Raw genomic sequence first — 12,705 nt, forward strand, 5'->3', positions numbered from 1 at the left:
CTTGGTGAAGCGGCCGGCGAGGCCCGGATTGGTGTCGATGAACCGGCGCATGTCGTTGGTGTAGCCGGCGACGATGACGATGATCCGGTCGCGGTTGTCCTCCATGAACTTCAGCAGGGTGTCGATCGCCTCCTTGCCGAAATCGCCGCCGCCGGACCCGCCCGCGAGGGTGTAGGCCTCGTCGATGAAGAGCACCCCGTCGAGGGCCTCCTGGCACTTCTCCAGGGTCTTGGCGGCGGTCTGCCCGACATAGCCCGCCACCAGCCCGGCGCGGTCGACCTCCACGAGGTGTCCCCTGCGCAGGACGTTGAGGGCCCGGAAGATCTCGCCGATCGCCCGCGCCACCTCGGTCTTGCCGACGCCGGGAGGGCCGGTGAAGATCATGTGCTGGCTGATCGCCGAGACCGGGAGGCCTTCCGCGCGGCGGCGCTGCTCCAGTTCGAGCCGGGCGATGAGGGCGTTGACCTCGCGCTTCACCGGAGCGAGGCCGACCATGCCCTCCAGCGTGGCGATCACCTCTTCGGGGGACCGCACCTCGACGATGCGGCGCGGGGCGAAAAGCAGGCGCGGGAGACTCTGGCCCCCGGCCGGCTGCCCGAGACCCGCCTCGGCCCGCCGCGCCGCCGTGGCCGTCACCGCGAGGCCGAGGGCGGCGAAGAGGGCGGCGGCCGAGCCGATGGCGGCCTGCCAGCGCAGCTCGCTTCCGGCGGCGTTCCACCATGCCACCGGCCCGTAGTCGGTGCTCATCAGCAGCGGCGTCAGGATCGCCACGAGAAGTCCGGAGACGACGAACGGGATGATGGCGGATTTCGACATGCGTCAGCCTCCGCAGGGCTTGCGGGTGTTCCAGATGACGGGAATCCGCTGGACGCCCCCCGTCGTGTCGACCTTCAGGCCCGGCGTCAGCTCGAAGAAGACGTCCTTGGCCGCCCCTTCGACGACGATCTCGCCCTTGCCGACCTCGTAGGGGGCGGGGAACGGGACCGCGATGTTGATCGGCCCCTCGGCGACGTTGAAGGCCGGCGAGAGGTAGTTGCCCGACCGGATGCGCACCACGCCGCCGGCATTCGCCGTCATCTTCGACAGGCGCATGTTGCCCAGGGGCGCCGTGCAGGCCTTGGCCTGCGCGACGATCTTGTCCTTCTCCTCGGGGACCAGCGTCTCGGCGGCCTTGTCGATCGCGCTCGTCTTGACGAGGTTCAGGGCCGGTCGCTCCACCGTCCCGGCCGTCTCCCCGCCGCCGCCCAGGAGCAGGAACCCCGCGACGGCGCCCGCCGCCACGACGCCGCCCGCGAGGGCGATGATGCTCGGGGGAAGGGCCGGCTTCGACGGACGCGGCCCGGACGGGGCGGCCTTGCTCTCGGCGCCCTTCACCTGAGCCTGCGTCTGGTGCTCAGTCTTCGACATGAGTCCGGTCCCTCATCTTGACTGGATCAATCTATGGTCTGCGTTTGACTGGGTCTTGTCTTTCTCTGAATAAGAGCTCATCGCAAGAATTAGAATTATTCTAAAAATTTCTTGGCAAATGTGCGGTCGTTTATCGGTCGAGCTTCTAGGCACCCGCCGAAAATCGGTCTACTAGTACATATGACCTATGGCTTGCGCCTTGACCCCCGGTGCCCCTTGCCTGGCACTAGAGCGCTCTCGGCCGAAGCGGATGCCGGTTCGGCGAAAAAAAGCGCGGTACAACAAGGGCCTGGAGACGTGTCCCGACCCGCCTTGGTCGGGCGCAGCCCTCGGCGGCCGGTCCGTTCGCACGGGGGCTGATTCCGACATCGTGATCGGGAGTGGAGTGAGTGGAACGGTGAAAGCGACGATCATCGTGGCCGATGACCACCCCCTGTTCCGCGCGGGGATGGTGCACATCGCCGAACGGCTCAACCCGGATGCGCTCGTGCAGGAGGCCGCCACGCTGGAACAGGTTCTGGCGCTGTCGCGCGCCGGGCTGCCGCCGGAGATCGTCTTCCTCGACCCCCTGTTTCCCGGCCTCGATCCCCATCGCGCCGTCGGTGCGGTGCGCGAGGCGTTGCCGGGGGCCTCGATCATCGTCGTCTCGATGATCGAGGACGAGGCCGTGATCCGCGCGGTCATGGCCGAGGGCGCCGACGGGTTCATCCGCAAATCCCTGCCCGCGAAGGAGATCGCCCAGGCGATCTCGGCGATCCGCGATGGCGAACGCGTGATCCGGGGAGGCCTCGCCGCGGGCCTGTCCGCGCCGCGCTCCCCCCTGCCGGCCCTGACGCAGCGCCAGAGGGCCGTCCTGCGCCTCGTCGCCCTGGGGCACACCAACAAGGAGATCGCCCGGGAACTGGACATCTCCCCGTTCACGGTCCGGGTCCATGTCTCGGCGCTCCTGCGGGCCCTCGACGTCACCTCCCGTTCGGCGGCGGCGGCGAAGGCGGCCAATGCCGGGGTCTGCGGGTGACCGGCCCCTCCCGGTCCCGGTCATCGTACACCTGTCCTGGTGTCGGACCGGCGGCGCCCGTGGCATGGCCCTGCCGCATGAGGCGATTGGGTGGATCGTGCGGGCGTTCGGCCCATCTGGGCGTGGTGGCGATGCTGGCTCTGGCGGGCTCTCCCGCGGCGGCCGATCCGGACCTCGTCGGGCCGCCCAGGGAGACGGTGCTGGCGGCGATCTGCGGGAGTCCGGCGCGCTCGGAGAGCGGAACCTGCCGGATGAAGGACGGCCGACCGGTGGAGTTCTGGCACGGGGCGATGATCCCCGCCGCCGCCGGGACCTGGTTCACGGGGTTCGCGACGATGCCGGCGCCGGGGGAGGACGCGGACGCGCCCGACCGGCGGACCGTCGCGGCCGCGACCTTCGCGTTCGAGGACGCGCGCTGGCGCCTCAAGGGCGTGCAGACCGAGATCGGGCGGATCGGCACCGGCAACCGCAACGGCGACGCTCCGGAGGTGGACGAGGCCTTCGGGGCGGTGACGAGGCCGGTGAACCGGGTTCGCCTCGTGATGGGCCTGCGCCTGACATCCCATGGGGCGGCGGGCGCGCGCAGCTTCTCGTTCCTCCTGCTGCATTTCAGCAGGGTGCCCGTGCGCTGGAGCGTGGCGGGGGAGGTTCCGGCCGGGTCCGACGAGACCGCCGCCTGCGATACCGATGGCGGGGAGCCCTGCCGGATGGGCAAGAGCGAGGGCCGCCTCGAGATCCTGCCGGAGGAGTCGTTCAGGCCCCTCGCATGGCCGCCCGTCCGGGTCACCCTCACCGGTACGGTCCTCGGCGAGGATGGAAAGCTGCGGCCTGCGACGGGCCGGGATGCGAGGACCTACGCGTTCGACGAGGCGAGCGGCGCCTATCGCTGAGGCCGGACTCCACCATCGCCAGGAACGTCTGGGGCACCGCCGCCGTCACCCGTGCCACGAAGGGCTCCCCTTCGCGTCGGGAGGCTTCGAGGGCCCGGGCGCGGGGAAGCATTGGCGTGCCGATGCGAACCCGGTTAGTTTCCTCTCCTGGACCTCGCGGGGAGAGTGGAGACCGAATGCGCGTCATCGACCGTATCGTGGGCAGCCGGCTCGATCCCGAGATCGCACACCGCCTGCATCATCTCGATCACCACCATGCCGTCGATATCCTGGCCATCGACAGCGCCGACACCGCCCGCCGGCGTCTCAGGGCGACCACCGTGGGCGGCGAGGACATCGCCATCGCCCTGCCCCGCGAGGAAACCCTGTTCGACGGCGCCGTCCTGGTCCTCGAGAGGGACCGTGCCCTGGTGGTGCGGGTCGGTGCGGAGCGATGGCTGCGGCTGGCGCCCGGGGACAAGGCCGCCGCCCTCGAACTCGGCTACCACGCGGGCAACCTGCATTGGCGCGTGCGCTTCGATGGGGACGACCTGCTCGTGGCCCTCGAAGGCCCGCCGGAGGATTATCTGGCGCGCCTCGGCGATCTCGCCGCGTCCGGGCGCGTGGCCCACGGCGTCGACGGGCGCAACGAGGCCGCCTGATGCTGCAGCGGCTCGTCGCCCTCCAGCAGGCGGATTCGGCCTTCCCCAGCGGGAGCTTCGCCTTCTCCAACGGGATCGAGGGGCTCGCGGCGCTCCCGGACGGCCTCGGCGGGCCGGAGCTCGGCCATGCGGTCGAGGTCATCCTGCGCCACCGCTGGGCCGGCAGCGACCGGGTCGCCCTGGTCCTGGCCCATCGCGCAGAAGGGGATCTCGCCCGCCTCGCCCGCATCGACGCCGCCGTGGAGGCGGCCTGCCTGGCGGAGCCGATGCGCACGGGCAGCCGCCGCAACGGCGGCGCCCTGCTGGCCGCCCATACCCGCATCGGGACGCCGGGTGCCGAAGACCTGCGCAGGGCGGTACGCGACGGCCCGCTCCTCGGGCATCTGGCGGTGATGCAGGGCGCGCTGTGGCGATCCCTCGGCCTCGACGAGACCACCGTCACCGAGATCGCGGGCTACCAATGCGCGGCGGCCCTCGTCACCGCCGCCGTGAGGCTCGGGCGGGTCGGCGCCATCGAGGCGCAGCGCATCCTTTCCGCCCTGATGCCGGTGCTGGCGGAGATCGCGGCCCGGCCTGTGCAAGGGGGCGGGCAAGAAGCCCAGCAAGAGGCTGGGCAAGGGGCCGAAGAGGGGGGCGAGACGTGGGGCGAGGACGAAACGGACACCGCGGACATCAGGCTCGTCGCCTTCACACCGCTCATCGAGATCGCCACCATGCGTCACGCCCGCGCCGATCTGCGCCTGTTCGCGAATTGAAACAGACCGGCGGACGATGAGGCCCGGTTCCGGGAACGGACGAGGCCGTAGGGACCACCAATGCTGCTGACACCGACCGAACTCGAACGGCTGACCATCTTCACGGCGGCGGAGCTGGCGCGAAAGCGTCGGGCACGCGGCCTCAAGCTCAATTACCCGGAGGCCGTCGCCATCATCTCCGACGAGATCCTGGAGGGGGCCCGCGACGGGCGCAGCGTCGCCGACCTGATCGGGTGGGGCTCGACCATCCTCACCACCGGGGACGTGATGCCCGGCATCGCCGCCATGCTGCCGATCCTGCAGGTCGAGGGCGTGTTCCCCGACGGGACCAAGCTCGTCACCGTGCACGAGCCGATCCGGCCCGCCGAGGGGGCGCCGGCCGATACGCTGGAGCCCGGCGCGATCCTGCCCGCCGAGGGGGAGATCGAGCTCGCCGCGGGCCGTCCGCGCACCACCATCGAGGTGGTCAATACCGGCGACCGGCCGGTGCAGATCGGGTCGCATTACCACTTCTTCGAGGTCAACCGCGCCCTCGATTTCGACCGCGAGGCGGCGCTGGGCCTGCGCCTCGACATCCCGGCCGGCACCGCGGTGCGGTTCGAGCCGGGCCAGCGCAAGACCGTGACCCTGGTCGGGTTCGGCGGCGAGCGCCGGCTCACCGGTCTGAACGACCTGACCCAGGGGACGGTCGATACGCCGGCGGACCGCGCCGCCGCCCTGGCGCGGGCCAGGGCCGGCGGCTTCAAGGGCGCATGAGGAGACCATCATGGTGACGATCCCCCGCCGCGACTACGCCGCCCTCTACGGCCCCACCACGGGGGACGGCGTGCGCCTCGCCGACACCTCCCTCGTCGCCGTCGTGGAGAAGGATTACGCCGTCTACGGCGACGAATGCCTGCATGGCGGCGGCAAGACCTTGCGCGACGGCATCGGCATGGCGCCGGGCGTCACCTCGGCCGAGGGCGCCCTCGATTTCCTGCTCTGCAACGTCCTCGTCATCGATCCGGTGCTCGGCATCGTGAAGGGCGATCTCGGCATCCGCCACGGCAGGATCGTCGGCATCGGCAAGGCCGGCAATCCGGCGATCATGGATGGGGTCGATCCCCGGCTCATCGTCTCCGCCGGCACCACGGTGCGCGATTGCGAGGGGCTGATCGCGACGCCGGGCGCCATCGACGTCCATGTCCATTTCGATTCCGCCGGCCTGCCCGATCACGCCATCGCCTCGGGCATCACCACCCTGCTGGGCGGGTCGCTCGGGCCGATCACCGTCGGCATCGATTCCGGAGGCCCGTTCAACACGGGTAAGATGCTCCAGGCGGCCGAGCAGTGGCCGGTGAATTTCGGGTTCCTCGGCCGCGGCAACACCCACAGGCCGGCAGCCCTCAAGGAGCAGCTGGAGACCGGCGTGCTGGGCCTGAAGATCCACGAGGATTGGGGAGCGATGCCCTCGGCCATCGATGCCTGCCTCGGCTTTGCCGACGAGCACGACTTCCAGGTCCAGCTCCACACCGACACGCTCAACGAATCCGGCTTCGTGGAGGACACGCTGGCCGCCATCGGCGGCCGCGTGATCCACATGTATCACACGGAAGGGGCCGGGGGCGGGCACGCGCCGGACATCATCCGCGTCGCCGGCCTGCCCCATTGCCTGCCCTCGTCGACGAACCCCACCAACCCCTACACGGTGAACACGTTCGACGAGCACCTCGACATGACGATGGTGTGCCACCACCTCAACCCGGCCCTGCCGGAGGACGTGGCCTTCGCCGAGAGCCGCATCCGCGCCCAGACCATCGCCGCCGAGGACGTGCTGCACGATATCGGCGCGATCTCGATGCTCGGCTCCGACAGCCAGGGCATGGGCCGCATCCACGAGGTGATCTGCCGGACCTGGCAGCTCGCCTCCAAGATGAAGGACCAGCGCGGCAGCCTGCCCGAGGACCGGGCCGGCTTCGGCGACAATGCCCGGATCAAGCGCTACATCGCCAAATACACCATCAACGCGGCGCGCACCTTCGGCATCGCCGCGCATATCGGCTCCCTCGAAGAGGGCAAGATGGCGGATATCGTCCTCTGGCGTCCCGCCTTCTTCGGCATCAAGCCCGAACTCGTGATCAAGGGCGGCTTCATCGCCTGGGGCGCCATGGGCGATTCCGCCGCCTCGCTGATGACCTGCGAACCGATGCTGCTGCGCCCGCAATGGGGCGCGTTCGGCCTCGCCAAGCAGGGGCTCTCGGCCTGTTTCGTCCATCCGCTGGCGATCGAGCGGGGCCTGGGCGACGAACTCGGCCTGCGCAAGGCGCTGCTGCCGGCCCACGGCACCCGGACGCTCAGCAAGGCCGACATGCTCTGGAACGACGCCTGCCCCGATATCCGCGTCGACCCACAGACCTTCGACGTCTTCGTCGACGGGGCCGTCGCCACCTGCGAACCGGCCAGGGTCCTTCCCCTCGCCCAACGCTACATGCTGCGCTGATGCCCGGCACCGCGATGAGCCTCACCCCCTCCCCGTCCCGCGCCGGCGCCGCGCGGATCGGCATCGGCGGACCCGTCGGCTCGGGGAAGACGGCGCTGATCGAGCGCCTGATCCCGGTCCTGGCGGGGCGCGGCGTCGATCTCGCCGTCGTCACCAACGACCTCGTCACCAAGGAGGACGCGGAGCGCCTGCGCCGGTCCGGCCTGATCGACCCGGCCCGGGTCTCGGCGGTGGAGGCCGGCGCCTGCCCGCACACCGTGATCCGCGAGGACCCGACCCTCAACATCGCCGCCGGCGACGCCCTCGAGGCGGCGTTTCCGAACCTCGACCTCCTGATCTTCGAATCCGGCGGCGACAACCTCGCCTCCACCTTCTCCCTCGATCTGGTGGATTGGTGGATATTCGTCATCGACGTGGCGGGGGGCGACGACATCCCGAGGAAGCGCGGCCCCGGCGTGCTGCGCTGCGACCTTCTCGTTGTGAACAAGACCGATCTCGCCCCCCATGTGGGGATCGACCTCCCCGCCATGCTCGCCGAGGCCACCGCCGTGCGCGGCGGCAAGGCGATGATCGCCACCAATGCCCGCTCGGGCGACGGGATCGAGGCCGTGGCGGATGCGATCTGCCGCGCCGTGCTCTTCGCGCCTTGAGGACCCTGGAGGAGGAGGTCCGGGGCACGACGCCGGAGGGAGCGGGCCGCTCGCGGCATCGCCAAGCCCGCCTCGTCTTCGTGCGCGGCGGCGGCACCACGGTGCTGTCGCGGCAGGTCGTGCCCTATCCGTTCCACATCACCCGGCCGTTCCGGATGTATCCGGACCATCCCGACATCGCGACGCTGTATCTCCAATCGGCCTCCGGCGGCCTCTATCGCGCGGACCGCCTGGGCCTCGACATCACCGCGAAGGCCGGAAGCCGGGCCCATGTCACCACGCAATCGGCCACCGTCGTCCATGACACCGGCGCCTACGCCGCGCGCCAGGACACGCGCCTCGCCATCGCCGGCGACGCGAGCCTGGCGCTGCATCCCGATCCGATGATCCTGTTTCCCGGCGCGGCGCTGGATCTCGACACCCGCATCGTCGTCGGCCGTGATGCGCGCGCCATCGTCAGCGAAGGCTTCGCCCACCACGATCCGACCGGCAGAGGCTGTCCGTTCGCCCGGATCGCCCTGTCGCTGCAGGTCGAGACCGAGGATGGACGCATCCTCGTCGACGAGCGCTCGACCCTCGACGGCGCCAGCCTGACAGGCCCCGCCTCCCCCCTGGGCGCCTATGCGGCCTATGGGTCGATGGCGATCCTCGGGGGGGGCGATGGCCATCCCGACATCGCTGCGCTGCAGGGCGCCGCCGAGGCGGCGGGGTGCCTGGGCGGAGCGAGCCCGCTGCCCAACGCCGCCGGACTGGCCGTGCGGCTCCTCGCGCCCAGCGGCGGCGCCCTGTCGGCGGGGATGGATGCGGTCTTCGCGGTCGCCTTTCATGCGCTCTTCGGTGTCGCCCCCGCGCGCCGCCGCAAGTGATGGTGGGCATTGCGCCTGCCCAGGAATGAGGCAGCGTGCAGCCAATTTGCTCTTTAAGAAACGTATTTTCTTCTCAATAGTAGATCGCGGTCAGGCTGGAGTGATCCCGCTCCGGGCAATGACCGTGGATCGACAGGGGCTTGCCCTCTGCAACGACGAGTGGAGAGAGAACCGATGGCGTCGAAGGACGAAGGCACCGCTTTTCTTCAGCTTCGTCGCCGGTTGCTGCTCGGGCTGGCGGCCGCCCCCTTCATCGCCACCGCGAGACTCTCGCCCGTCCTCGCCGCCGAGACCGCCACCGCCGCCGTGAACACCACGGGGCTCGCCGTCACCGATAGCGAGGTGACCGTCGGCATCCTCCACTCCGTCACCGGCACCATGGCGATCTCCGAGACCGGGGCCACGCAGGCCGAGAAGCTCGCCTTCGAAGAGATCAACGCCGCCGGCGGCATCCTCGGCCGCAAGATCAAGGTCATCCAGGAGGACGGCGCCTCCGACTGGCCGACCTTCGCCGAGAAGGCCAAGAAGCTCCTCGTGAACGACCATTGCGCGGCGATCTTCGGCTGCTTCACCTCGGCTTCGCGCAAGGCGGCGCTGCCGGTGATCGAGCAGTATAACGGGCTCCTGTACTACCCGACCTTCTACGAGGGATTGGAGCAGTCCAAGAACGTCATCTATACCGGGCAGGAGGCGACGCAGCAGATCCTCGCCAGCCTCGATTGGGTTAACAAGGAGAAGGGCGGCGACACGTTCTTCTTCATCGGCTCGGACTACATCTGGCCGCGCACCTCGAACAAGATCGCCCGCAAGCATGTCGAGAGCGTGCTCAAGGGCAAGGTCGTCGGCGAGGAGTATTTTCCCTTCGGCCACACCCAGTTCAACTCGGTGATCAACAAGATCAAGCTCACCAAGCCGAAGGTGATCTTCGTCACCGTCGTCGGCGGATCGAACGTGGCGTTCTACAAGCAGCTCAAGGCCTCAGGCATCGACCTGTCGAAACAGATCCTGCTCACCCTGTCCGTCACGGAGGACGAGGTCGAAGGCATTGGCGGCGACAACATCGCGGGCGCCTATTCCTGCATGAAATACTTCCAGTCCATCGAGAACGACAACAACAAGGCCTTCGTCGCCGCCTTCCACAAGATGTGGGGCGAGAAGACCGTCATCGGCGACGTGACCCAGGCCGCCTATCTCGGCCCGTTCCTGTGGAAGATGGCCTGCGAGAAGGCCGGTTCCTTCGACGTGGACAAGGTGGTGGCGGCCTCGCCCGGCCTGGAATTCAAGGCCGCGCCGGAGGGCTACGTGCGCGTCGATCCCAACCACCACCTCTGGTCCAAGACCCGCGTCGGCAAGGCCAAGGCCGATGGCCAGTTCGAGGTCGTCTATACGAGCCCGGACCTGATCAAGCCGGACCCCTTCCCCAAAGGGTACCAGTAGGCCACGCGACCCCGAGATCGGCACGTCCGGGCCCGTGGGGCCTTCCGAGATCTGACCGCTCCGCGGCCTCTCCGGACGGCCCCGCCGCGCTCCCCGCTCAGGCGGGGATTCCGGCCGTTGCGACGGTCTCCGGCGAGGGTGCGGCGCCGCCCCGTCCCTGATCGCCCTGTCCCTGGTCGCCCAGTCCCTGATCACCCTTGGCGGGCGATTCGGCCCGGACGCGCGTCTTCTTGGGATCGAAATGGGGAAACGCCACGATCGTCGCGGAAAGCCGTTTCTGATGGCCGTCGAGCTTGCCGATCTCCACCGACCGGCCGATGGCCGCCGCCGAGACGTCGAGGCGCGCCAGGGCGATGGTCTTGCCGAGGATCGGCGACTTCGTGGCACTGGTGACGATCCCGACCCGGGTCCGGCCGTCATAGACGGGATCGCCGTGCCCGACGGGCTCGTTGCCCGTGACGTCGAGGCCGACCATCCGCTTGTGCGGGTTGTCCCGCCGCCGCGCCACGGCCTCCGATCCGATATAGGCGTCGGGCTTGTCCTTGGGCACGGTGAAGCCGATGCCCGCCTCGAACGGGTCGGTCTGGTCGCAGAAATCGTATCCGGCGAAGACGAGGCCGGCCTCGATCCGCAGCATGTCGAGGGCGGCGAGCCCCATCGGCGTGAGGCCATGCGGCTCGCCGGCCGTCGTGATCGAGTCCCAGATCGCGGTCGCCTGACTCGGGTGGCACCAGACCTCGTAGCCGAGTTCGCCGGTATAGCCGGTCCGCGACACCAGGACCGGCACGCCGTCGATACGCCCGACCGTGAACCGGAACCATTTCAGCTCGTCGATGGTGGGCTCCTGGGGCGGGCTGACCACGAGGCTCGACAGGATCGCCCGCGATCTCGGCCCCTGGACGGAGACGTTGTGGAGCTGGTCGGTGGAGCTCTTCACCCAGACCTTCAGCCTGTGGTCCGCGGCGAGCTTGCGCAGCCAGATGCCGGAATACTCGTCGCCGCAGATCCAGCGGAAGTTGTTCTGGCCGAGGCGGAAGAGCGTGCCGTCGTCGATCATCCCGCCATGCGGGTTGCACAGGGCGGTGTAGACGATCTGGTTGACGGCGAGCTTGCGCACGTTGCGCGTCACCGCGAGCTGCATCAGATCCTCGGCATCGGGTCCGATCACCTCGAACTTGCGCAGCACCGAGAGGTCCATGATCGTGGCCCGCTCGCGGCAGGCCCAGTATTCCTCCAGCGGTCCGGCGGCGTTGAAGCAGGTCGGCACCCAGAACCCGCGATACTCCTCCATCTTCCGGGTCAGGGCCGCGGTGCGCGGATGAAAGCCCGACTGACGGGTGAGGCGCGGTTCGGCATCGGGGGTCATGCGGTGGCTCATACCCTTGGAGAAGGCGCTGTCGGCATCGTAGACCCGGACGTGGATGTCCGTGGGGCACCAGCCGTTGGCGGGATCGATGTCGTCGGCGCAGGACGAGGTGGCGCAGACGAGGTCGGTCAGCGCCCGCAGCAGGACGTAATCGCCCGGGCGTGACCAGGGCTCGTCCATGGTGATCCGGTCGTCCGACCCCGCCACGGTGTTGTAGAAGAAGTTGATCGCCGGCCAGCCTTTCTTGGGCCGGACCCCGTGCGGGCGCAACACCGCGTTGAAGTTGTCGGTGCAGTTCGAATGGCCGGGATATCCCATATCCTCGTAATACTTGGCCGAGCAGGCGAGCATGAACGTGTCGTGGCGCCCGACCGTATCCTGGACGATCTCCACCAGGGGGACCATGCGCGCGTCGAAATACTTCGACAGCAGGCCGGGCTTGGGCGCCGTCGATCCCATCAGGGTATGCGTGGTGGTGGCGTCGAGGCCGTATTCGTCACCCGCCTGGAGGGCGACGGCATCGAAGGCGAGGAAATCCGCGCATTGGCGCCCGTCCACATCGATGATCTGGATGTACTGGCCGGCCTTGACGGTGAAGGCCTCGGCGGTGGCGGCCTTCACGCGCAGGTCGAGGAGCGGCGGGGCCAGGGGCGGCGGCGCCCTCCCCTCCAGGGATGTGGCGGGCTCGATCTCCACCCGCAGATCCGTCGGGGGATCCTGCGCGTCCGGCGCCATCGGGCCGCCGGGAACGACGAGAACGCAGACGGAGGCCGCCGCCGCCGCCGCCTCGAACGTCGAGCCCGGCTGGGAATCGCCATGAAACAGCGCCTGCGCTTCGAGATCGGACGGCGCGAGGCCGCCCGCCGCGAGGGCGGCCTCCACCGCGCGGCCGCCGGCCCCGTCTCCTCGTTCCCGCAGGGTATCCACGAGGGACGGGGCGCCCTGTGCCGCCGGTCCGAACGCGCCGGGGGCGGCATGGAGCCAGGCGGGCTGGCGCCCCTCCGGGTCGACGATGCGCAGGCGATCCCCGGCCTCGACCTTGAAGACGGCACAGGCGCCTCCCCTCGCCGAGAACGAGAGCGTGCGCGGCGATACCGCTCCCCACGCGCCCTCGGGCTGCATCCAGATCTGGTTCATTCGACTATCCAGGGTGAACGGGTCGCAACGGATGCGGGCCGACGCGGCCCGCACGGGGC

12 protein-coding genes are annotated in these 12,705 nt (G+C 69.5%); 9 read left to right on the plus strand and 3 right to left on the minus strand.

All coding sequences use genetic code 11. The features are described from left to right. Together MKK51_RS05110 and MKK51_RS05115 are read right to left on the minus strand one after the other, a co-directional pair. Positions 1 to 816 (minus strand): AAA family ATPase (locus MKK51_RS05110; RefSeq protein WP_243975405.1); only part of this gene is annotated, 816 nt, incomplete at its 3' end. A 3-nt stretch (positions 817 to 819) separates the two neighbouring features. Continuing rightward, entirely contained in the window at positions 820 to 1,407 is a 588-nt protein-coding gene (locus tag MKK51_RS05115) for a hypothetical protein (RefSeq protein WP_243975407.1), read from the minus strand. Positions 1,408 to 1,804: 397 nt separating this feature from the next. Between MKK51_RS05115 and MKK51_RS05120 the strand changes: the two genes are divergently transcribed. From MKK51_RS05120 to urtA, 9 genes are all read left to right on the plus strand, one after another. Beyond that, positions 1,805 to 2,425 carry a response regulator transcription factor gene (locus MKK51_RS05120; RefSeq protein WP_313898794.1) on the plus strand — a complete coding sequence of 207 codons (621 nt, stop codon included), beginning with the start codon at positions 1,805 to 1,807 and terminating at the stop codon, positions 2,423 to 2,425. Positions 2,426 to 2,502: 77 nt separating this feature from the next. Then, complete coding sequence (locus MKK51_RS05125) at positions 2,503 to 3,315, plus strand: hypothetical protein (protein WP_243975408.1); 813 nt, start codon at positions 2,503 to 2,505, stop codon at positions 3,313 to 3,315. 176 nt (positions 3,316 to 3,491) lie between these two features. After that, a complete protein-coding gene (gene ureE / locus MKK51_RS05130) occupies positions 3,492 to 3,956 on the plus strand; it encodes an urease accessory protein UreE (protein ID WP_243975410.1) in 465 nt (154 codons plus the stop codon). Then, positions 3,956 to 4,711 (plus strand): urease accessory protein UreF, encoded by a 756-nt coding sequence (locus tag MKK51_RS05135; protein ID WP_243975413.1) that lies wholly within the window; start codon positions 3,956 to 3,958, stop codon positions 4,709 to 4,711. The genes ureE and MKK51_RS05135 overlap by 1 nt, the downstream gene beginning before the upstream one ends. 60 nt (positions 4,712 to 4,771) lie before the next feature. Beyond that, positions 4,772 to 5,467, plus strand: coding sequence for an urease subunit beta (locus MKK51_RS05140; RefSeq protein ID WP_243975415.1), 696 nt, complete (start codon positions 4,772 to 4,774; stop codon positions 5,465 to 5,467). 10 nt (positions 5,468 to 5,477) lie between these two features. Further along, the gene (ureC, locus tag MKK51_RS05145; protein WP_243975417.1) at positions 5,478 to 7,190 is read left to right on the plus strand and encodes an urease subunit alpha; all 1,713 of its coding nucleotides are present in this window, start codon (positions 5,478 to 5,480) and stop codon (positions 7,188 to 7,190) included. Positions 7,191 to 7,204: 14 nt separating this feature from the next. Continuing rightward, on the plus strand, positions 7,205 to 7,840 hold the full coding sequence (ureG, locus tag MKK51_RS05150) for an urease accessory protein UreG (protein WP_243975472.1): 636 nt from the start codon (positions 7,205 to 7,207) through the stop codon (positions 7,838 to 7,840). Next, positions 7,837 to 8,706: an urease accessory protein UreD gene (locus tag MKK51_RS05155; protein WP_243975419.1), complete on the plus strand. Its 870-nt coding sequence runs from the start codon at positions 7,837 to 7,839 to the stop codon at positions 8,704 to 8,706. The genes ureG and MKK51_RS05155 overlap by 4 nt, the downstream gene beginning before the upstream one ends. Positions 8,707 to 8,880: 174 nt before the next feature. After that, the gene (urtA, locus tag MKK51_RS05160) at positions 8,881 to 10,143 is read left to right on the plus strand and encodes an urea ABC transporter substrate-binding protein (RefSeq protein WP_243975420.1); all 1,263 of its coding nucleotides are present in this window, start codon (positions 8,881 to 8,883) and stop codon (positions 10,141 to 10,143) included. Positions 10,144 to 10,240: 97 nt separating this feature from the next. On the opposite strand, the gene MKK51_RS05165 is transcribed toward urtA, so the two are convergent. Then, positions 10,241 to 12,646: a DUF1989 domain-containing protein gene (locus MKK51_RS05165; protein WP_243975424.1), complete on the minus strand. Its 2,406-nt coding sequence runs from the start codon at positions 12,644 to 12,646 to the stop codon at positions 10,241 to 10,243. Positions 12,647 to 12,705 lie beyond the last annotated feature (59 nt).

This window comes from Methylobacterium sp. E-045 (genome assembly GCF_022829685.1).
Lineage (GTDB): Bacteria > Pseudomonadota > Alphaproteobacteria > Rhizobiales > Beijerinckiaceae > Methylobacterium.

Coding starts and splice junctions, on each gene's coding strand:
- MKK51_RS05115 (WP_243975407.1), bottom strand. CDS start 1,407: ATGTCGAAGACTGAGCACCAGACGCAGGCTCAGGTGAAGGGCGCCGAG.
- MKK51_RS05125 (WP_243975408.1), top strand. CDS start 2,503: ATGAGGCGATTGGGTGGATCGTGCGGGCGTTCGGCCCATCTGGGCGTG.
- ureE (WP_243975410.1), top strand. CDS start 3,492: ATGCGCGTCATCGACCGTATCGTGGGCAGCCGGCTCGATCCCGAGATC.
- MKK51_RS05135 (WP_243975413.1), top strand. CDS start 3,956: ATGCTGCAGCGGCTCGTCGCCCTCCAGCAGGCGGATTCGGCCTTCCCC.
- MKK51_RS05140 (WP_243975415.1), top strand. CDS start 4,772: ATGCTGCTGACACCGACCGAACTCGAACGGCTGACCATCTTCACGGCG.
- ureC (WP_243975417.1), top strand. CDS start 5,478: ATGGTGACGATCCCCCGCCGCGACTACGCCGCCCTCTACGGCCCCACC.
- ureG (WP_243975472.1), top strand. CDS start 7,205: ATGAGCCTCACCCCCTCCCCGTCCCGCGCCGGCGCCGCGCGGATCGGC.
- urtA (WP_243975420.1), top strand. CDS start 8,881: ATGGCGTCGAAGGACGAAGGCACCGCTTTTCTTCAGCTTCGTCGCCGG.
- MKK51_RS05165 (WP_243975424.1), bottom strand. CDS start 12,646: ATGAACCAGATCTGGATGCAGCCCGAGGGCGCGTGGGGAGCGGTATCG.